At 69.8% G+C, this 23,641-nt stretch carries 5 protein-coding genes; all 5 read left to right on the top strand.

Going from position 1 to position 23,641, the window contains the following annotated elements; all coding sequences use genetic code 11:
* Positions 1-381 precede the first annotated feature (381 nt).
* Genes QNM97_RS11005 through QNM97_RS10985 form a run of 5 tightly spaced genes read left to right on the top strand, consistent with a single transcriptional unit; the run spans position 382 to position 23,638 of the window.
* Entirely contained in the window at positions 382-2,142 is a 1,761-nt protein-coding gene (locus QNM97_RS11005; protein WP_283822754.1) for a fatty-acid--AMP ligase, read from the top strand.
* Positions 2,139-7,799, top strand: a complete 5,661-nt coding sequence (locus QNM97_RS11000) for a type I polyketide synthase (protein WP_283822753.1) — start codon at positions 2,139-2,141, stop codon at positions 7,797-7,799. Before QNM97_RS11005 ends, QNM97_RS11000 begins: the two co-directional genes overlap by 4 nt.
* Entirely contained in the window at positions 7,796-12,619 is a 4,824-nt protein-coding gene (locus tag QNM97_RS10995; protein WP_283822752.1) for an SDR family NAD(P)-dependent oxidoreductase, read from the top strand. The genes QNM97_RS11000 and QNM97_RS10995 overlap by 4 nt, the downstream gene beginning before the upstream one ends.
* A 4-nt stretch (positions 12,620-12,623) precedes the next feature.
* Positions 12,624-18,173, top strand: coding sequence for an SDR family NAD(P)-dependent oxidoreductase (locus QNM97_RS10990; protein ID WP_283822751.1), 5,550 nt, complete (start codon positions 12,624-12,626; stop codon positions 18,171-18,173).
* Positions 18,170-23,638, top strand: coding sequence for a type I polyketide synthase (locus QNM97_RS10985; protein WP_283822750.1), 5,469 nt, complete (start codon positions 18,170-18,172; stop codon positions 23,636-23,638). Before QNM97_RS10990 ends, QNM97_RS10985 begins: the two co-directional genes overlap by 4 nt.
* The last annotated feature ends 3 nt before the right edge of the window (positions 23,639-23,641 follow it).

Raw genomic sequence — 23,641 nt, 5'->3', positions numbered from 1 at the left:
TCCGGCCAATTCCCGGCGTGAATTCGGCGCAAAGGTATGAATCGGACCGGCGACGTCGGATTCGGCTGGGTTTCCCTCAATCCCACTGTGACACCTGGCAGTAAAGTCGTGTGGGAGGCCGTTGGACACCGTTCTTCACAGACTGTGCATGTATCGTCGGCACACGAGAGAGTTGCTGTGATTGAACGACGATCACGACAGCGTGAACACTTCACGCGTCGTGTGAAACCGTCTGTTCGACGCGAGCACTCGCTCGAAACGCTTCCTTGGGAGGGGAGGCTCGACAGACATCGTTGCGATGCACCCTGCGGTGGTTTGTGGCCGCCACATCGCGCATACGGACACACATTTCGCCGTCGGGGGGGAAAGTGACGGACAGCAGTGAACAGCCGAGGGAGAGCACGACCCTCGCTGCAGGACACCATCCCTGGGATTCTGCGCGCACGCGCAGCTGACCAGCCCGATGCTGCAGCATTCACCTTCATCGATTACGACGTCGATCCGGCGGGTTTTTCCGAGACACTGAACTGGGCGGAGCTCTACGACCGCGTGCGCGTGGTCGCCGCCGAGCTCGGCCGGCACGGCGCACCCGGAGACCGGGCAGCAATCCTGAGTCCGCAGAGCCTCGACTACATCGTCGCCTTCCTCGGCGCGCTGGAAGCGGGTTTCATCGTTGTGCCGCTGTCGGTTCCGATGTTCGGAGCCCACCATGACGAGCGCATCAGCTCGGCGTTGGCCGACTGCACTCCCTCGGTGGTCTTCGCGACCACGACGGTCATCGACGAGATCCTGCCCTACACCCAGAGTGTGCCCGGTGCCACGCCTGCGGTCGTGGAGATCGACGCCCTCGACTATCACTCACCTGTGGCCGAGAGCGGCGGTCGCGTCGGCCGGGATCGAACCGCCGTATTGCAGTACACCTCGGGATCGACGAGTTCGCCACGGGGCGTGATGGTTTCGCACAAGAACGTGGTCATCAACCTCGACCAGCTCATCTCCGACATGTTCGCCCATCACGGCGGCTGGCCCGATCGTGACTCGACGCTCGTGTCCTGGCTGCCGTTCTACCACGACATGGGATTGCTCCTGGGGATCTGCGGCGGCGTGATGGCCGGCCTGCACACCGTCGACATCAGTCCGATGGCGTTCCTGCAGAAGCCGTCCCGCTGGATTCAGGTGATGGCTAGTCATCCCAAGTCGTTCACCTCGGCACCGAACTTCGCCTACGAACTCGCCGCACGCCGGACTTCCGCCGACGACCTGGCCGGTCTCGACCTCACCCAGGTGACCGGATTCATGTGCGGCGCCGAGCGCGTCCACGATGCCACGGTGCGTCGATTCGTCGATCGTTTCACCCCGGATGGCCTGCCGGAGAACATCGTCCGGCCCGCATACGGCTTGGCCGAGGCAACGCTGTACGTCTCCGCGCTGGTTCCGGGCACTCCGGCGGTCGGCGTGCGGTTCGACTTCGAGAAGCTGGCGAAGGGCTACGCGATGCGCTGCGGCGAGGGGCAGGACGGCGCGGTGTTGATGAGTCACGGGCCCCAGCGTTCGGTGACCTACCGCATCGTCGACCCCGACACCCGCGAGGAGAATCCCGCCGATCGCGTCGGCGAGATCTGGGTACACGGCGAGAACGTGCCCGCGGGGTACTGGCGCAACCCCGAACGCACCGAGGCGACGTTCGGCGGCTGGATCGAGAATCCGCATTCGGACACCCCGGCCGGACCATGGTTGCGCACCGGCGATCTCGGTGTCATCTCGGAAGGCGAGCTGTTCATCACCGGTCGTATCAAGGATCTGCTCATCATCGACGGCCGCAATCATTATCCCGACGACATCGAGGGCACGGTCACCGAGCTGACCCGGGGTCGGGTGGCTGCGGTGTCGGTACCCGGTGCGCACGCCGAGGAACTGGTCGTGATCGCCGAGGTGAAGGACCGCGGAGAGCCGGTCGACCTCGACGAGTTGCGAGCCACGGTGACCGCGACGATCTCCGGTCGACACGGAGTGCGTGTGGCCGACGTGGTCTTCGTCGCGCCCGGCTCGATTCCGATCACCACCAGCGGCAAGACCCGGCGTGCCACCGCCGGCGAGACCTACCGGACCGGCGGATTCGCCCGCCTGGACGGCCACCGGTGACGTCAGAGTATCGTCCCGATCGGATCCCCGGGGATCGTGCCGAGGGGCAACTGCGTGACTGGCTCGTCGACCGGCTCGTCCTGATGGGCTGCGATCCCGAAGGGATCGACGTCGACACCCCCTTCCACGATCTCGGCGTCGGGTCCCGCGACGCGGTGGTCCTCGCCGGCGAACTCGCCGAACACCTCGGCCGGCCGGTGTCCCCGGTCGACCTCTGGGAACATCCGAGCGTCGCGGCGCTGGCGCGCTTCGCGCTCGACCCCGAGGCCGGGTCGGCGGCCACCGAATCCGTCTCGGCAGGACCGAACCCCGATACCGACACGCGCACCGGCGCCGATGACCTGATCGCGGTCGTCGGCGTGGGCTGCCGGTTTCCCGGCGGCATCAGTGGCCCGCAACGGTATTGGGACTTCCTGCTCGCCGAGGGCGATGCGATCGGCCACGTCGATCCGCAACGATGGGAGTCGTTTGCCGACGGCACCGCCGAGACCGAAGCGGCCCTGGCTCGCACCACCACCTGGGGCGGCTACCTCGACGACATCGATGCCTTCGACGCGGAGTTCTTCGACATCTCGCCGAGCGAGGCCGACAAGATGGATCCGCAGCAGCGACTGCTGCTGGAGGTCTCGCACGAGGCGCTGGAGGACGCCGGAATCCCCGCGGAATCGTTGCGGCACAGTCAGACCGGGGTGTTCGTCGGGGCATGCGCGGGGGAGTACGGCTTCCTGGCCACCGCCGACCTCGCCGACGTCGACAACTGGTCGGGAACCGGCGGTGCCCTGTCGGTCATCGCCAATCGCGTGTCCTATCACTACGACCTGCGTGGTCCGTCGATCACCGTCGACACCGCATGTTCGTCGTCGCTGGTCGCGATCCACCTCGCGGTGGCGAGTCTGCGATCGGGTGAGTCGTCGACGGCGCTCGCCGCGGGTGTGAATGTCATGCTCTCCCCGGCGATCACGCGCAGCTTCGACCGCAACGACGCCATGTCGCCGAGCGGGCGGTGCCACTCGTTCGACGCCGCCGCCGACGGCTACGTCCGCTCCGAGGGATGCGGCGTCGTGGTACTCAAACGTCTTGCCGACGCCCGCCGCGACGGCGACCACGTCCTCGCGGTGGTGCGGGGGAGTGCGATCAACTCCGACGGTCACTCCAACGGGCTGATGGCGCCCAATCCGTCGGCGCAGATGGCCGTGCTGCGGGCCGCCTACACCTCCGCGGCCATCGCGGCGCGCGAGGTGGATTACGTCGAGGCGCACGGCACCGGCACCCTGCTCGGAGATCCCATCGAGGCGCGGGCTCTCGGCGCGGTCGCCGGTCGCGGACGTCCCGCCGACGACCCCCTGTTGATCGGCGCGGTGAAATCGAATCTCGGTCACCTCGAGGCCGCGGCCGGCATCGCCGGTTTCGTGAAGGTCGCCTTGGCCCTCGAGAAGGGTTGCCTCCCGGCGACTCCGGGCTTCTCAGATCCGAATCCGCATATCGACTTCGACAACCTGCGCCTTCAGGTGGTGGCCGAGACGACGCCGTGGCCCGCGACGGGCAGACCCCGTCGCGGCGGGGTGTCGGCCTTCGGTTTCGGCGGTACCAATGCCCATCTCGTCCTCGAGCAGGCGCCGGAGCCCGAAACCCTCACCCGACCGGTGGCCGCGAGCGTGGACGGTGCCGGCCGATCGCCGAAGCCCACGGTCGCGACCCTGGTCGTGGCCGGCAGATCTCGCGAGCGCATCGCGACCACGGCCGGCGCTCTCGCCGACTGGCTCGACGCGGACGGTGCCGCGATGTCGCTCGCCGAGGTCGCCCACGGTCTCGATCACCACCGTGACCGCGCGCGCACCTTCGCAACCGTCGTCGCGACCGATCATGCTGCGGCGATCACCGGATTGCGGGCACTGGCCGACGGCGCGAGCGCGCCCGGCGTCGTCGCCGCCCACGAGCAGCCGTGTCGTCCCGGAACGGTGTTCGTCTATTCCGGTCAGGGATCCCAGTGGGTCGGGATGGCGCGTGGTCTGCTCGCCCGTGACCCGGCCTTCGCCGACGCGCTCGAGGAGATCGAACCGGACTTCCGCGAGCAGGTCGGCTTCTCTCTCATTGACGTCATCCGCTCCGGTGCGCCGGTCACCGGGATCGACCGCATCCAGCCGGTCCTCACCGGCCTCCAACTCGCCCTGACACGGTTGTGGCGTGCTCACGGCATCGTTCCCGACGCCGTCATCGGCCACTCAATGGGTGAGGCGGCAGCGGCCGTCGTCGCCGGTGCGCTCAGCGTGGCCGACGGCCTGAAGGTCATCGCCACGCGATCGCGCCTCATGCGGCGGCTCGCCGGACAGGGCGCCATGGCACTCATCGAACTCGACGCCACCTCCGCCCACGAACTGGTCGCGGGTTTCGCCGGCGTGACGGTCGCCGTGCTGGCCTCACCGAGGCAATGCGTCATCGCCGGCCCGCCGGAACAGGTCGACGCCGTCGTCGCACGGGTCGCGGCGCAGGATCGTCTCGCCCGGCGCGTCGAGGTCGACGTCGCCTCCCACCACCCGATCATCGACCCCGTGCTGCCCGATCTGCGTGCGGCACTGGCCGATCTGAGCCCACGTCGTCCGCATCTCCCACTGCTCAGCACCACGCTCGAGACCGGAGAACCCACCTTCGACGCCGACTACTGGTGTGCGAATCTGCGCAATCCGGTCCGGTTCGCACCGGCGGTGGCCCGGGCGGGCGCCGACCACGGAGTGTTCGTGGAGGTCAGCCCGCACCCGTTGCTGACCCACGCGATCGATGAGACCCTCTCCGACATCCATCATCACGCCGTCCCCACGCTTCTGCGTGATGCGGATGAGCTCACGACCTTCCACACCCATCTGAACCTCGCACGCACCGATCGCCGTCACATCCCGGCACATCCGTCCGGACCGCATCCGCAACTGCCGACGACGCCGTGGCATCACTGCCGGCACTGGTTCGCCACCCGGGCCCACGGCCGGCGGTCACCTGTGGCGAGCGCCGGATTCGCGCCACGACCGGGCACCCTGCTCGGCGAGCACATCGCGGTCGCCGACACCACCCACCTCTGGCGCGCCGACCTCACCCCCGACGCCATGCCGTACCCGGGACATCACCTGCTGCACGGTCTTGAGGTGGTCCCCGTCTCGGTTCTGGTGGCCACCCTCGGCGGCGCCGCCGCGCACCTCGGCGCCGACGCGCTGACCGACATCGACTTCACCTATCCGATCGCCGTGGACCGGCCACGGCGCATCCACGTTGTCGCCGACGCCGGCTCGGTGTCCATCGCGTCCTCGGCGATCACCGACGACGACACCTCGCGCTGGGTCCGCCACGTCACCGCGCGACCGACCTCCTCGGTCCTGCCGGGCCGGCGCCCAAGCCCCCACCCCGACAACGGTTCCCGGACGATCGACACCGCCGATCTGGTGGCGATGACGCCGACCTCCTCGACCGCCGATCTCCTCGCCGAATGGGGTGTGCAGGGGCAGCCCTTCGACTGGGAGGTCGCACGCATCGCGCGTGGCAGCGGCCGGATGCTCGCCGATATCGGGTTACCCGATCCCTCGCCTGCCTCGATGCTCGACGCGGCGGCCCACGTCGCCCGTCTCGTCGATGAGTCGACCCGCGACCTGATGGTTCCCGCCCGGATCGATTCGGTGCTCCTGCCGGCGACCCTGCGCGGCAACCGCGCCGTCCTCGACATCCGGGTGGTCTCCGACGACGCCGACCTCGTCGTCGACATCGTCGGATCCACAGAGGACGCCGACGACGCCCTCCTGGTCCGCGGCCTGCGCTTCACCCCGGTCGACGCCGAACCCGGTGTGGCCGAAGCCCCTGTGGCCGAGGCCGATCCGCGGTCGCTGATCCGCACCGTGGTGTGGCGCGAGGACACCGGGACCGACGCGGCCCCGGCGGTGACGAACACACCGAACGACGCAGTGACGGTGCTCGGCGACGCGCACGCCCTCGCGACGGCCCTCATGGGTGCGGGAGTGGTGTGCCGGGATCGGGCCGAGGATGCCCGCCACGTCATCTACGTCGCTCCCGCCACCACGGCCGGTCTCGATCATGCCGCGGCCGCGGCGGCGATGAGCTCGGAGGTCACCGCCCTCATCGCGCGGATGGCACGGACCGCGACCCCGCAGACCCTGTGGATCGTGACCCGCGGTGTGCGCGAACCGAACTCGCCCGCAGATCTGCCGCAGAGCGCGCTGTGGGGGTTGGCCACGGTGATGGCCGAGGAACATCCCGACGCCTGGGGCGGACTGATCGATCTGGCCTCAGGTGCCGATCCGGCGACCGTGGCACCGTTGATCGCCGAACGGCTCGGCCGGCCGCCGGCCGGTATCGCCGCCCTGCGCGACGGGCGGCTGCTCCGCCCGAGCCTCGAGCCCCTCGAGGACACCGAGACTCCCAAGAACACCGAGAACACCGAGACCCGTGACGACACAGCGGATTCGCCGTCGCGCGGCGGGGCTGCGCTACGCTGCCGCCCGGACGCCGCCTACCTCGTCACCGGGGGGCTCGGGGCACTCGGCCGCGTGATCGCCGGACGGCTCGTCGATCACGGTGCGCGCCGCCTCATCCTGGTCGGCCGCACCGGTCTGCCGTCCCGACGCGACTGGGACCGAGCCGATCTCGACCCGATCCTCCGCGATCGCATCGACACCGTGCGCGACCTCGAGAGTCGGGGCGTCACCGTGGCGGTCGTCGCGCTCGACGTCGCCGACCGGGCAGCTGTGCAGGCCTTCCTCACCCGTCGCGACGACGAGGGCGCCGCACCCGTCCGCGGTGTCGTACACGCGGCCGGGGTCACCGAGAACAGGTTGCTCGCCGAGACCGACGACGTCGCACTGACCACCGTCATGCGACCCAAGATCGCCGGGGCGCAGGTCCTCCACGAGACCTTCGGTGACACCCTGGACTTCTTCGAGATGACCGGTAGCGCCGGTGTGCATTTCGGCATCGCCGGTCAGGGTGGCTACGCCGCGGCCAACGCCTACCTCGACGCGTTGGCCCGCCTGCGCCGCCATACCGGTACCCCGGCGCTGACGATCGACTGGGTCGCCTGGCAGGGACTGGGTTTCGCGGTCGACGCCGACATCGTCGCCGCCGAACTCGCCCGCCGCGGCTCCCGACCGGTCACCCCGGCCGAGGCACTGCACGCCTGGGACCTGATCTCCGAATCCGGTGTGGCGCATGCAGTCGTCCTCCCGCCACCACCGTCCGCACCGAACGCCGAGGACTCCGGCGCCGGCAGCACCGGCCGGCCGGCGTGGTCGCAGATGGCCAGGCCCGACCTCCTCGCCGGATTGCGCGACGGCTTGCGAACGATCCTGGCCCGGGAACTGCGGATGTCGGAGGCCGACCTGCTCACCGACGTCCCCTTCGCCGAGTTCGGCCTCAACTCGCTGATGGCCATGTCGATCCGCCGGGATGCCGAGAAACTGGCCGGACTCGAACTCTCGGCGACGATGCTGTGGAATCACCCGACCATCGACGCGCTGGCCGACTACCTCGCCACCCGGATCGCCGGTGACGACGAGCCCGCCGCGCAACTGCCCGCCGACGATTCCGGCGGCCTGCTCGACGATCTCTTCGCCGACGCCGAGTCCACGCCGTCCCCGCTGGGTGCGGAGCACGGTCTCCAATGAGCGCCGACGACCTCGAACCCGTTCTGCGCGAATGGTTGACCACGCGGCTGGCCGCCCTCGTCGATCGCCCGGCGACCGACATCGATCCCACGGTGGCGCTGGCCGATCTCGGGCTCGGTTCCCGGGACTCGGTGATGATCTCCGGTGAACTCACCGAGTTCCTCGGCAGGCAGGTCTCGCCCGTCGAGTTCTGGGAGCATCCGACGATCGACGCGCTGGTGACCCACCTGTGTCTCGGGGATCACGTCGAGCCGCAGGCGGCGTCGGCGGGACGCTCGTCGGCCGACGACGGCCCGATCGCGGTGGTCGGCATCGGATGCCGATTCCCCGGCGGGATCAACAGTGCGGACGAGTACTGGCAGTTCCTCTGCACCGACGGTGATGCCGTCACCACCGTCCCGCAGGGCCGGTGGGACCGTTTCGACGACGGTCGTCCCGAGGTCGCCACCGCACTCGCCTCGACCACCCGCCACGGCTCCTTCCTCGACGACGTCGAGGGCTTCGACGCCGACTTCTTCGAGATCACCGCCCGCGAGGCAGCCAAGATGGATCCGCAGCAGCGTCTGATGCTCGAGGTCGTCTGGGAAGCCCTCGAACACGCCGGGATTCGACCCGAATCCCTGCGCCGGTCGCCGACCGGGGTCTTCGTCGGCGCGTGCGCCGGCGAATACGGGTACCTCGCGTCCACCGACCTGCCGACGATCGACGCGTGGAGCAATCTCGGTGCGGCACTGAGCATCATCGCCAACCGGCTGTCCTATGTCCTCGACGTGCGTGGCCCGTCGCTGACCATCGACACGGCGTGTTCGTCGTCGTTGGTGGCGATTCACCTGGCGACCCAGAGCCTGCGGTCCGGTGAAGCCGACGTTGCCATCGCGGGCGGGGTGAACCTGCTGCTGACGCCGGCGGTGTTCGCCGGTTTCGATCAGTCGGGTGCACTGTCGCCGACCGGTGCGTGTCATGCCTTCGACGCCGCCGCCGACGGCTTCGTGCGCGGTGAGGGCGCAGGCGCGGTCATCCTCAAACGTCTCGACGACGCGCTCACCGCCGGTGACCGGGTCCTTGCCGTCATCCGCGGTACCGCGGTGAACCAGGACGGCCATTCCAACGGACTGTTCGCCCCGAATCCCGCCGCGCAGATGGAAGTGCTGCGCACCGCCTACACCCGCGCGGGGATCGGCGTGCGCGAGATCGACTACGTCGAGACCCACGGGACGGGCACCCTGCTCGGTGACCCGATCGAGGCGCGCGCGCTGGGCACGGTGCTCGGCCGTGGTCGCCCGGCCGACGCACCGCTGCTGCTCGGCGCGGTCAAGACCAATCTGGGCCACCTCGAGGCAGCGGCCGGGATCGCAGGTTTCATCAAGACGGTCCTGGCGTGTTCGCGCGGCACCATACCGGCCACCCTGCATCAGCGAGAGCCCAATCCCCACATACCGTTCGAGCAGCTGCGGCTGCAGGTCGTCGACTCGAAGCGAGCATGGCCGGCCACCGGACGACCACGACGAGCGGGCGTATCGTCCTTCGGTTTCGGCGGCACCAATGCCCACATCGTCGTCGAACAGGCACCCGTTGTTCACCGCGATCCGGCGCCCGCGGACACGTTCACCCCGGCGGTGAGCACCCTGGTCCTCTCCGGCCGCAGTACCGAGCGGGTGGCCGACCTCGCGGGGACGATCGCGGACTGGATGACCGCCGACGGTGCCGGGATCCCGGTGCCCGACATCGCCCACACCCTGAATCATCACCGGGCCGTGTTGCCGGTGACCGCCACCGTCACCGCCCGCGATCGGGCGGGCGCGATCGCCGGCCTGCATGCCCTCGCCGGCGCCGGCACGGCGGATGCGGACGGCGCCCTCGGGGTGACCCCGCCACGGGAGAACGCCGCGCGCACACCGGGAACCGTGTTCGTCTATTCCGGCCAGGGATCGCAATGGGCCGGGATGGCCGCCGTGCTGCTGGCCGACGAACCCGCCTTCGCCGACGCTGTCAACGAGATGGAGGGCGACTTCCTCGACCACGTCGGCTTCTCACTGCGCAACGCTGTGACCGAGCGCCGTGATCTACGCGGTGATGCCGAGGTGCAACCGGTCCTGATGGGCCTGCAGGTGGCGCTGACCAGGCTCTGGGCACATCACGGTATGCATCCCGACGCGGTGATCGGGCAATCGATGGGGGAGGTGAGCGCCGCGGTCGTCGCCGGAATGCTCACCGTCGCCGAGGGACTCGCGGTGATCGGTATCCGCTCGCGGTTGATGTCGGCGGCCCCGGCCGGCGGTGTCGCGGTCCTGCGCCTGTCCGGTGACGAGGTCACCGCCCGGTTGGCCGCCCATCCGGGCGTCGAGATCGCCGGTCGCCTCGCGCCTCGGCAGACGGTGGTGGCCGGTCCGCCCGAGGCCGTCGACGCAGTCCTCGCCGAGGTCCTCGCCGACGGCGTGTTCGCCCGCAGGGTCGCCATGACGGTCGCCTCACACACCGCACTGATGGATCCGCTTCTGGGACCGCTGCGTTCGGCATTGGCCGACCTGACTCCGCGGCCCGCTCGGATACCGTTCCTGTCCACCGTGCACCCGGCTTCCGCGGATTCCGCCGCTCCGGTGGTCGACGCCGACTACTGGGCCGACAACCTACGGATGCCGGTTCAGCTGGCGCAGGCGGTCGCCCGTGGTGCCGCCGAGCATGCGACCTTCGTCGAGATCAGCCCGCACCCGATCCTGGGCCAGGCGCTCGTCGAATGCCTGGAGGAGGTGGGGGTCGAGCACGCCGAGGTCCTCGCGACACTGCACCGCGACCGCGACGACACCGTGTCGTTCCACCGCGCGTATCACGCAGCCGCCCAAGGTGTTCCGTCGACGCCGCATCCGGCCGAACCGCATCCGGTACTACCACGCATGCCGTGGCGGCACACCCCGTTCTGGCTGCCCACACCCACCCGAGCGGACGTGTCGTCGGGACCCGCGGCCGGGTCGCCGTCGTTTCCGGTCGAGGGACGCGTCCCCGGAGCATGGTGGCATCACCTCGCCTGGCCGGCGATGCCCGCGCCGGGCACCCACACCTCGACCATCGAGGACCCGCAGCACTGGGTCATCGTGGGCGACGGTCTCGATTCGGGGTCGTTCGCCGTCCTGCGCGCCGCGCTGCCCGCTGGCTCGCAGATCACCGAGTTGGCCCTCGACGCCATCGCCCCCGATACCGACGATTCTCACATGCTGAGTCGGAACATCTCCGGTGCCGACCGTGTGGTGTTCGCCCCGGCCGCTCAGGCGGATCCGTTTGCCGCGCAACCGGCGTATCGGCTGTTCTCGGTGGCGCGTCGCCTCGTCGCCGCTGCCGTGGCGGGTGGCACCCGACCGCGACTGCACATGATCACCCGCAACGGTGCACCACTGGCCGACGGCGATCATGCCGTCCCCGCACACGCCGCACTGTGGGGACTGGGACGCACTCTGGCGCTGGAACATCCGGAGATCTGGGGTGGGGTCATCGATGTGGACTCCTCGGTCCCCGGTGGCGTGGTCGCACGCTATCTGCTCGACGAGATCGGCGCCGACGACCACGAGGATCAAGTGGTCTACCGGGCCGGCACGCGTCACGTCCCGCGACTGCGTGCGGGCGTGAGATCGCCTGACGACGTCGGGGGAGAACCGATCACCGGACAAACACATCTGGTTGTCGGCGCCACCGGGCACATCGGCCCCCACCTGATCGCTCACCTCGCCGACCGCGGGGCGCACACCGTCATCGCCGTCTCACGCACTCCGGGGACACGTCTCGATTCGCTCGTCGCCGACCTCGGCGACCGCGGGTGTCGGGTGGTGGTGGTCGCCGCGGACGCAACCGACGAGGCCGCCATGGCAGCGTTGTTCGCCCGATTCGGCACCGATCTCCCTGCGCTGGACGGAGTCCACCTCGCCGCCTTCGGTGGTGGTCCGGTGACCCTCACCGACATGACCGACGAAGACGTGGCAGCCATGTTCGGTCCGAAACTCGACGCCCTGGCCGTCCTGCACCGAATGACGCTGACCTCCCCGGTGTCCCGATTCGTGGTGTTCTCGTCGATCTCGGGCCTGCTCGGGTCCCGGTGGCTCGCCCACTACGCCGCCACCACCACATTCCTCGACGCCTTCGTGCACGCCCGCCGGACCGCGGGTCTGCCGGCAACCACCGTCAACTGGGGGCTGTGGAAATCACTTGCCGATCACCAGGATTCGGCCGAACGACAGGTCACCGCGGAGTCCGGATTGATACCGATGGACGATCGCATCGCCATCGACGCCCTGACGTCGGTCACCGGACCCCGAACCCCGGCGCGGGCAATCGTGGTCGACGCCGACTGGGCGCTGCTGGGCGCCGCCTACCGCACCCGCGCCGCACTGCACATCATCGACGAGGTGATGCCCGCCGCCGGCGACGGCACCGACGGGGGTGACATCACCGAGGGCGACACCGCATTCCGCCGGGAACTGCGAGACGCCGACCCGTCGGTACGGCTGGCACTGCTCGCCGACCGGGTGGCCGATCTCGTCGCCAAGGTCATGGGATTCACCTCACCCGCCGAACTCGACCGCAGCGCCGGGTTCTTCCAGTTCGGGATGGATTCCCTGATGAGCGTCACCCTGCAGCGAGCGCTCTCGGAATCCCTCGGCGAACTGTTGCCGACATCGGTGGTCTTCGATCACCCCACCGTCGACGCCCTGACCGACCACCTCGCGGCCACCCTCCCGGAGACCGCCGACCTCGACACGAACGAACCCGACGACGGATTCGACGAACTCTCCGAAGACGAACTCCTGCAAGCACTCTCCGAAAGGCTGGGCTGACCTGGTGCCTCCCGAAACCTCGGATCGCCGGGCGATCATCACCGACGCACTGCGCAAGATCGACGACCTGTCCCGAAAGCTCGCCATCGCCGAGCAGGGCGACCGTGAGCCGATCGCGATCATCGGCATGGGTTGCCGGTTACCCGGCGACGTCGACGACCCGGGCGACTACTGGGATCTGCTGACCGAGGGCCGCAGCGGCGTGGTGCGGGTGCCCGAGAACCGTTGGGATGCCGACGAGTTCTACGCCGAGGACCACACGATCCCGGGCACCATCGTGAACCGGGTGGGCGGCTTCCTCACCCACTGGGACCCGGACGAGTTCGATGCCGAATTCTTCGGACTCACCCCGCGCGAGGCGATCGGGATGGACCCCCAGCAGCGACTGCTGATGGAGGTCGCCTGGGAGTGCATCGAGGACGCGGGCCTCACGCGTGAACGGCTGCGCGGCACGGCCACCGGCGTGTACGTGGGGATGACCACCAACGACTACACGTTGACGTTCGCGGGTGCGATCCCGCGGACGGGACTCGATCCGTACATCCCGTTCGGCAACGCCGCCAACTTCGCCGCGGGCCGCCTGTCGTATTTCCTCGGCCTCAACGGCCCGGCGATCGTCTCGGACACCGCATGCTCCTCGTCGCTGGTGTCGATCCATCTCGCCTGTCAGGGGCTGCGGCGCCGCGAGATCGACAGTGCGCTGGCCGGTGGGGTGAATCTGAACCTGAGCCCGGAGAACAGCATCGCCTGTTCCCGGTGGGGCATGTTGGCCCCCGACGGCACCTGCAAGACCTTCGACGCGGACGCCAACGGCTATGTGCGCAGCGAGGGGTGCGGCGTGGTGGTGCTCAAACGCCTCTCCGACGCGGTACGCGACGGCGACCGCATCCGTGCGGTCATCCGCGGTACCGGGGTGAATCAGGACGGCGCGAGTAGCGGCCAGACCGTACCGAACGGTCCCGCCCAGCAGGCGTTGATCCGCTCGGTGCTGGCCGCCTCCCAGCTGACACCGGCGGAGATCGACTACGTCGAGGCCCACGGCACCGGAACCCCTCTGGGCGATCCGATCGAGCTCGACGCCCTGCACGGGGTGTTCGCCGAGCGCGGCGAGAGTGCACCGTTGGTTCTGGGATCGGTCAAGACCAACCTCGGGCACCTCGAATCCGCCTCCGGTATCGCCGGCCTCATCAAGACGGTGCTGGCGATCGAGCATGCGCACATCCCTCGTCAGCTCCACTTCTCGGCGCTGAATCCGCATGCGTGCGAAGGCGCCTCGCGTTTCGCCATCGCCGCCGAACCACAGCAGTGGCCGCAATCCGGGCGACCACGCCGCGCCGGGGTGTCGTCCTTCGGTGTCAGCGGCACCAACGCGCACGTCGTACTCGAGCAGGCCCCCGAGGTGCCGGCGGAACCGACCCCTGTCGCAGTCACCCCGGTCTCGGCCACTGCGCAACCCGGGGTCCGCACGCTGATGATCTCGGGCAAGACCCCCGAACGCGTTGCCGCACAGGCTCAGACCCTCGCGGACTGGATAGCCGGTGATGGCGCCGACGTCGACCTGTCGGCGATCGCTCACACTCTGGCCCACCACCGCTCACGGTTCGGTGTGGTCGCGACGGTCACCGCACGCGAGCATGCACGGGCCGAGGCGGGCCTGCGCGCCCTCGCCGGTGGGTACCGCGCGCCGGGAGTCGTTCCCGCACATGAGGGAACCTGCCCAGGGGGCACGGTGTTCGTGTTTTCGGGGCAGGGGTCGCAGTGGGCGGGGATGGGTCGTCGGTTGTTGGTGGCGGAGCCGGCGTTTGCTGCTGCGGTGGCGGAGTTGGAGCCGGTGTTTGTTGCGGTGGTGGGTTTTTCGTTGCGGGAGGTGTTGGCGTCGGGGGAGCCGGTGGTGGGTATCGATCGGATTCAGCCGGTGTTGGTGGGTGTGCAGTTGGCGTTGGTGTCGTTGTGGCGGTCCTATGGGGTGTGTCCGGATGCGGTGATCGGTCATTCGATGGGTGAGGTTGCGGCGGCGGTGGTGTCGGGGGCGCTGTCGGTGGCTGAGGGGTTGTCGGTGATCGCGACGCGGTCGCGGTTGATGAAGGCACTCTCGGGCCACGGCGCCATGGCGTTGGTCGGACTGGACGCCGACGCCGCGGACCAGATCTGTAGTCGGTACCCGGATCTGACCATCGCGGTGCACGCCGCACCCGATCAGACGGTGCTGGCCGGTCCGCCCGAGCAGATCGACGCGGCGATCGCCGAGGTCGCCGCCCGTGATCTGCTCGCCCGGCGCGTCGAGGTCGACGTGGCGTCGCATCATCCGATCATCGACCCGGTGCTGCCGGAACTGCGGGCCGCATTGTCCGGCCTGACGCCGACCGAACCGACGATCCCGATGTTGTCGACCGCCGACCCGGACGGTGCGACGTCGCCGGTCGTCGACGCCGACTACTGGTGCGCCAACCTGCGCAACCCGGTCCGGTTCACCGAGCGTGTCGCGCAGGCCGGTGCCACGCACGCGACGTTCATCGAGATGAGCCCGCATCCGCTGTTGGCCCACGCCATCGATGCAACGCTGGCCGATCGGCATCACCACACCATCGGCAGCCTGGCTCGCGATACCGACGACGTGGAGACCTTCTTCACGAATCTCGCTGCGACACAGACGCTGCGCGCACCCGCGGTGCCCGATACCGCGGCGTTCACGCGGCTACCGAAATCCCCCTGGATGCATTCGCGGTACTGGGTGGAGGTACCCGCCGCCCCACACCACGCCGGCTCACATCACGCCGGCTCATCACTGCCGACCGAGAGCGGTTCGCCGCGCTCCGGAGGCGTTCTCGACGAGTGGTACCACGAACTCGCCTGGATCGAGCGCGCCCTGCCCGTCGACCTCGCATCACCCGCCGTCGGCGCATCACCTGTCGTCGGCGCCGATGCCGACGGTGACGGCTGGATTGTCGTCTCCGAGGAGCCGGATGCGCTGGCCGCAGCTTTCGGACCGGCGGCGCGCGCGGTGTCCGTCGCCGACGCGGCCGAGGGAGCCGCACTGAGCGGCGCAACACACGTGGTGTTCGCCCCGGCGGCCACCACGACGGACTTCGGTGCGCTCCGGGCCCACGAGGTGTTCGGTGACGTCCGACGGGTCGCGGCGGCGCTCGCCGCGGCGCCCGGGCGCGCACATCTGACGATCCTCACCCGCAACGCGCAACCCGTCGCCGACGGCGAACCCGCCGACCCGGCGCAGGCGGTGCTCTGGGGATTCGCCCGGACACTCGCACTGGAGAACCCCGAGATCTTCGGACGGATCCTCGACGTCGATGCCGCGCTGCCCGCCGCATTGGTGGCGCGGCACGTTCGCGCCGAACTCGACAGCTCCGACGGTGAGGATCAGGTCGTGCTGCGTGCGGGCCGACGGCTACTGCCGCGGCTGCGGCCCGCGCTACCGCCGACCCCGCTGACCGGATTACCCGGCGGCACCACCGCGCTCGTCGTCGGTGCGACCGGAAATGTGGGGCCCGACCTCGTCGTCGAGTTGTCGCGGATGGGCGCCGACACCATCGTCGCCCTCTCCCGCAGCGGTGCCGACCTGCCGGCCCGGGTGACCGCAGAGCTCGCCGCGAACTCGACGACGCTGGTGCACTGGTCCGCCGATGCCGCCGACCCGGCCGCGATGCGAGAACTGTTCGCGCGCTTCGGAAACGACCTCCCACCCTTGGACGGCGTCTACGTCGCCGCCCTGGCCGGTGGCGCCGGTTCACTGATCGACCTCGACGATGCCGACGTCGACGCGATGTTCCGCCCCAAGGTCGACGCCATCTCGGTCTTGCACGACCTGACGGTGACCACCCCGGTCCGTCGCTTCGTGTTGTTCTCCTCGATCACCGGACTGTTCGGCTCACGCTGGCTCGGGCACTACACCGCCGCGAACGCCTTCGCCGATGCCTTCGCGTTCGCCCGTCGCGCCGTCGGACTACCCGCCACCGTCATCGACTGGGGGTTGTGGAAGTCCTGGGCCGATGCCCAGCCCGAGACCGCCTCCGCCGGACTGACCCCGATGCCCAATGCGACCGCGATCGCGACCCTGCCCACCCTGCTCGGCGCGGATGCGCCGGTCCGGCCGATCGTGGTCGGCGCACAGTGGGCACGGCTGGCCGAGGCCTACCGGATGCGGACCTCGTTCCACATCGTCGACGACCTGCTCGGCGATGCCGACCGCGACTTGTCTGGTCTGCCGCCGGCCCGGCCCGACACCGTTCTGGGTGAGACCGACGCGATCGGGATTGGCACGGTCGAGACAGGCACGCTCGAGACGAGCGCGGGAGATTCGGGCACCGGTGCCGACGACCCGTCACAGACCTGGTTCGCCCGTATCGCCGGCGACGAACTGCCCTATCCCGGTTCACATCTGGTGCACGGGGTGGAGGTCGTCCCGGCGTCGGTGCTGCTGCACACCGTGGCCACCGTGGTGGCACAGGCCGGCGCGTCCGGCGCGCAGCACATCGCGTTCACCCAGCCGCTGGTCCTCGATCGTCCCCGCGCCGTCCGGGTGCGACTCGATCACACCGGTGCGATCACGATCGCCTCGGCCACCTCGGTGGGCGCCGGCATGCACGAGTGGGTCGAGCATCTCAGCGCAGCTCTGCTCGACTCCGAGGTGGCACCCATCGAGGCCGCCCGCGCGGCGACCGGCTTCTCGTCCGAGCAGGCCGCGGACCTCGAGCAGCGCTGGGGTCTGTCCGGCCGCCCCTACTCGTGGACGGCCCTCGAGAACCGTTCCGCGCCCGGCACTCTGCAGGCCGGCGTGTCCGCCTCGGGGACCGCGGCGCTTCTCGACGCCGCGGTACATCTGGCACGGCTGGTCGACGCGTCGCACGACGGCCTGATGTTCCCGGCAGCGGCGGAGACGATGACCGTGTCCCCGGCCCGGGCGGCCGGCACAACGCACGGTGAGGCGACCGTCGAGGTCCGGTATCGCGAGGCACGCCGCGGTGGCTTCGCCGCGGACGTGACCGCCGGGGCGGGCGCACCGTTCACCGTCGATCTCCGGGGCCTGTGCTTCGTTCCCGCGGCGCCGGCGGCCGGGCCGGCGATCGGCGGAGCGCCCGACCCGGCCACCGACGCGCCCGACTGGAAGCTGTTGTCCGAGCAGGAAACCCGCTCCGAACTGGTGAGCCGGATGCGGGTGATCCTGGCACGGGAACTGGGGATGCCGACCGACGCCGTGCGCTCGGATCAGCCGTTCCCGGAGCTCGGCCTCGACTCGATGATGGCGATGACGGTGCTGCGCGATGCCCGTCACCTGGTCGGCCTCGACCTGTCGGCGACCATGCTCTGGAACCATCCCACCATCGACGCCCTGAGCGAGATGCTCACCGATCTTCTCGCCCCTCGACGTGAGGCGACCCAGGCCGCCGCGGCGGAGGCGGCCGGCGAGCAGCAGGCCGAGGTCAGCGTGCTCGACAGTCTCTTCGACAGCGTCGAGTCCCTCTCGGATCCGTTGGCCGGATCCGAGTCCCTGTCCGACACGCAGCCCGTGTCGGCCGTCCCCGAGAGTGGGCAACGATGAAGACCACCTTCGATCGCGTGTCGGCGATGACGCCGGCACAACGCACCGCGTTGGTCGAGCAGTTCGACAAGGCCGCACGCATCACCGGTGCCGAACCCATCGCCGTCGTCGGCATGGGTTGCCGCTTCCCGGGCGGCGTCCGTGGGCCGGAATCGTTCTGGGAGCTGTTGACCCAGGGCCGCGACGGGGTGGTGGAGGTTCCGCCGCAGCGATGGGATGCCGAGGAGTACTACGACCCGGATCCGATGGTGCCCGGGCGGATGCCGTCCAAGTGGGGCGGATTCCTCGACGACATCGCAGGTTTCGACGCCGACTACTTCGGGATCACCCCGCGCGAGGCGGAGGCGATGGATCCCCAGCAGCGCATTGCGCTCGAGGTGGCGGTCGAGGCGCTCGAGGATGCCGGATACCGATCCGACGCGCTGACCGGGGTGCGTGCGGCGGTCACCCTGGGTGTCTACTACAACGAGTACCAGAGCACCTCGGCATCGCATCCGGAGTCGATCGACGCGTACTCGGCAACCGGTAACGCGCACAGCATCACCGTGGGACGCATCGCCTACCTGTTGGGCCTGCGGGGCCCGGCCGTCGCCGTCGACACGGCGTGCTCGTCGTCGCTGGTCGCCCTCCATCTGGCGTGTCAGAGCCTGCGTTCCCGGGAGTCCGATCTGGGGTTGGCCGGCGGTGTGAGCGTGATCCTTCGGCCGGAAACGCAATTGGCACTGGGCAAATGGGGAATGCTCTCGCCTCGCGGACGATGCAATGCCTTCGACGTGGCGGCCGACGGTTTCGTCCGCGGCGAAGGTGCGGGCGTAGTGGTCCTCAAACGCCTTGCCGACGCGGTCCGCGACGGTGACCGGGTGCACGCGGTCATCCGCGGTTCGGCGGTCAACTCCGACGGACGGTCCAACGGCCTCACCGCACCGAATGCGCCGGCCCAACGCGAGGTGATCACCCGCGCACTCGCTGCCGGTGACGTGCCCGCCGCCTCGGTCAACTTCGTCGAAACCCATGGCACCGGAACATCTCTGGGTGACCCCATCGAGTTCGACGCCTTGTCCGCGGTGTACGGCCGCGAGTCGTCGTGCGCGCTCGGGGCGGTCAAGTCCAACTTCGGGCACCTCGAGGCGGCCGCCGGTATCGCCGGCTTCATCAAAGCGGTACTGACGGTGGAGCACGGGCAGATTCCGCCGAATCTGCACTTCACCCAATGGAATCCGGCCATCGACGCCCGGTCCTCGCGCATCATCGTGCCGACCGAGACGATGCCGTGGCCGCAGACCGACACACCCCGTCGTGCCGGGGTCTCCTCCTTCGGCCTCGGCGGTACGAACGCGCACATCGTCATTGAGCAGGGGCCCGCGCTCGCCGCGTCGAGGGGCGCGTCGGCGATGCCGACCGTGTCGCGACTGTCGGTGACCGGTCGATCCGAGGATCGTGTCCGCGACCGTGCTCGTGCACTCGCGCAGTGGCTCGAGGCCGGCCCGTCGGTCGCACTGCCCGACGTCGCGGCGACCCTGGATCGGTTGCGCACCACCACCGATCCCGTCGGCACCGTATGTGCCCGGGACACCGACGAGGCAGTGGCCGGTTTGCGTGCGCTCGCCGACGGCAGCCCACGTCCCGGTGTGCTCGCCCCCCGCCGATATCCGTCCCGGCCCGGCACGGTGTTCGTGTTTTCGGGGCAGGGGTCGCAGTGGGCGGGGATGGGTCGTCGGTTGTTGGTGGCGGAGCCGGCGTTTGCTGCTGCGGTGGCGGAGTTGGAGCCGGTGTTTGGTGCGGTGGTGGGTTTTTCGTTGCGGGAGGTGTTGGCGTCGGGGGAGCCGGTGGTGGGTATTGATCGGATTCAGCCGGTGTTGGTGGGTGTGCAGTTGGCGTTGGTGTCGTTGTGGCGGTCCTATGGGGTGTGTCCGGATGCGGTGATCGGTCATTCGATGGGTGAGGTTGCGGCGGCGGTGGTGTCGGGGGCGCTGTCGGTGGCTGAGGGGTTGTCGGTGATCGCGACGCGGTCGCGGTTGATGAAGGCACTCTCGGGCCACGGCGCGATGGCGCTCCTCGAAGCCGACGCGGCGACCGCAGACGCACTCGTCCGCGCACACCCGGGGCTCTCGACGGCCGTGTACGCCTCCCCACGGCAATGCGTGGTGGCGGGCCCGCCCGAGCAGATCGACGCGGTGATCGCCGAGGTCACCGCCCGCAATCTGCTCGCCCGCCGCGTCGAGGTCGACGTGGCCTCACACCATCGGACCGTCGATCCCATCCTCGACGACCTGCGGGCAGCACTGGCCGACCTCGCCCCCCGGCGACCGACGATCCCGATGATCTCGACCGTCGAGGACTCGCAGACCGCTCCGGTGACCGATGCCGACTACTGGGTCCGCAACCTGCGTCATCCGGTGCGCTTCGGCGAGGCGATCACCCATGCCGCCGCCGACTACTCGACCTTCATCGAGATCAGCCCGCACCCGCTGCTCACCCATTCGATCGGCGACACACTGGCCGCCGCACGTCCCGACGGTGACGTGGAGGTGCTGGGCACCCTCGTGCGCGATGACGACGAGACCCTGACCTTCCACGGAGCGCTCGCCGTCGTCGAGTCCGTCACGCCGGAACCCGGCCCCGAGAAGACCGGGACCGCCGACTCCGCCGTCACGGCCCCACCGCCGGTGACACTCGCCCCGACGAGCTGGCAGCACACGCGGTACTGGCCGACGGTTCGGGCCGCACCCACCCGTTCCGGTGAGCACCCACTGCTCGGCACCCATGTCGAAGTTCCCGGGGGAGAACATATTTGGCAGGGCGAGATCGGCACCGACCATCTCGCGTGGCTCGGTGATCACCAGGTGCACGACCGTGCCGTCCTCCCGGCCGCCGGATTCGCCGAGATGGTGCTCGCCGCGGGCTCGGAGGCGCTGGGGGTGTCGGCGACCGGGCTCGAGGTGCATCGCCTCGAGGTCGAGGAGATGCTCGCCGTGGACACCACCGTGGCGGTGACCACGCGCCTGTGCCGCGCGACCGACGGAGAGGTGCGCGTCGAGATCCATTCCCGCACCACCGAAGGTGCGTGGCGCAAGCACGCCACCGGACGGGTGGTCACGTCGACATCGCCGGACATCCCCGCCCCGATCGCGTTGATCGGCGGGACGACGGTGGCGCCCGCGGACTTCTACCGCGCGTTGCGGAGCACCGGCGCCGCCCACGGTGAGGCGTTCGCCGCCCTCACCCACATCGTGCGGGTCGGTTCCACCGATGATGCCGGCCCACGTACCGGGGCATCGGAATCGGAGATCGAACTCCCGGCCGCGGCCGGTGTCGACCGCGGGTTCCGGCTGCATCCGGTGCTGCTCGACGCCGCCCTGCAGGGCGTGGCGGCCGCCATGCCGGGGGAGTCGATCCCGGGCACCGCGACCGGTGGCGCCGACGCCGCAACCTACCTCCCGGTGGCCATCGACTCCCTGCGCGTCACCGGTGTGATCGGGCGTCGCGCAACGTGTTCGGCGCAGGTGACCGAGATCCCCGGCACCGCGGACAAGCTCGGTTCGTTCATCCTGACCGACGACTCCGGGGCAACCGTCGCCGTCGCATCCGGTGTCTACCTGCGTAAGGTCGAACGCCACTCGGTGCCGCTGCCCCTCGAGCAGAAGCTGTTCGACACCGAATGGGTACCCGCCGATCTTCCCGGCGACGCATCGGGACAACTCGCCGACGGCAGCTGGCTGATCCTCACGGCACACTCATCCACCAGCGGTTCCTCGGCCGACGACCTTGCCGAGCTGCTGGGTCGCTCACCGTCGCGCCGGGTGCTGCGCCAGACGCTGCCGGCGGGGGCGGCCGGATCCGGCATGACCGGATCCGGGGCCGCTCTCACTGCTCTCACCGATCTCGATGCGGATTCGGCGGCTCCGGCGGCCGGTGTGGTCGCCCTGCTCGACACCGAGACCTTCGACCCCCGCGACTCGGCGTCCGACCACGCCCGCGAACTCGTCTGGTCGGTCACCTCCGCGGTACGGGCGATCGCCGCCCGACCGGGTCGCGCGCCTCGTGTCTGGTTAATCACGCGCAACGGAATCGGGGTCGGCGCAGACGAACCGGGCAATCCGACCGTGGGGGCGCTGGAAGGGCTCGTGCGTGTGATGGCCTACGAGTATCCCGCGCTGCGCGTCACCCTGGTCGACCTCGATGGTGCCGAGGACGCGCCGCTCGTCGCCGAATTGGCCGCCGATTCCCGTGACGACATCGTCGCCTGGCGGGCCGGTGCGCGCCATGCCCGCCGTCTGCGTCGTGTTCCGCTCGCCGCCCCGTCGGTCACCCCGGTCGCGGCGGGCGCGGCCTATATCGTCACCGGTGGTCTCGGAGGCCTCGGCACCCTGATGGCACGTCACCTCCTCGACGCAGGCGCCGGACGAGTGGTCCTCAACGGTCGTCGAGCGATCACACCCGATCAACAGACGCTCATCGACGACCTCTCGAACGGTGGCGAGGTGGCCTACATCGCCGGTGACATCGCCGAACCCGGCGTCGCCGCCGCACTGGTCGACGCCGCGGGAGCGACCGGCCGAGAGGTTCGCGGTGTGCTGCATGCCGCCGCCGTCATCGACGACGCACTGCTCACCTCACTCGAGCCGGACAGCCTGAGCCGGGTGTGGGCACCCAAGGTCGCCGGTGCGCTCGCCCTGCACGAGGCGAGCGCACATCTGCGCCTGGACTGGTGGGTGGTGTTCTCCTCGGCGGCGTCGTTGCTCGGCTCGCCCGGGCAGGGCGCATACGCGGCCGCCAACGCGTGGGCCGACGCCTTCGCGCTCTGGCGCCGCCACCAGGGATTGCCGGCCACCGCGATCAACTGGGGCCAGTGGGCCCAGGTGGGTGTGGCAGCCGCCCTGACGATGGACGCTCTCGACCCGATCAGCCCGGCGGAAGGCATCGAGGCGTTCGACGCGCTGGTGGCCGCCGACGCCACCCGGGCCGGCGTCATCCGCCTCCGGCTCGACCGCGCGGCCGTCGCATTCCCCGAACTCGATCAGCTGGGCTACTTCGCCCCACTCGTCGCCGAACTCCACGATCTCACCGACGACACCTGGGGCGGGGTGGAAGCATTGCGCGCCCTCGATGCCACCACGGCACTCGACACCGTCACCGACCGTCTGCGCACCCGGATCGCGGCCATCATGGGCTTCGCCGACAGTCGGGCCGTCGACGTCGACAAGCCGTTGACCGACCTGGGCATGGATTCGCTGATGGCCGTACGCATCCGCAACGCGGTACGCGGCGATTTCGGGGCCGAACCACCGGTGGCACTGCTACTTCAGGGTGCGAGTCTGCGTGCGCTCGCCGCCGATCTCATCCGTCAGCTCGATCTCGCCGTCGCCGACGACACCGACGCCTCGGGCGGTCTCCGGGAACGAGCACAACTGCGCGCCGCCGCACGCCAACGGGCCGGCCGGCGCAGAACAGGACAGCGGGCATGACAG

The sequence above is a fragment of the Gordonia sp. L191 genome, assembly GCF_030077625.1.
In the GTDB taxonomy this organism is placed as follows: Bacteria; Actinomycetota; Actinomycetes; order Mycobacteriales; family Mycobacteriaceae; genus Gordonia; species Gordonia polyisoprenivorans_A.
This window is presented reverse-complemented; position numbering and strand designations above follow the sequence as displayed.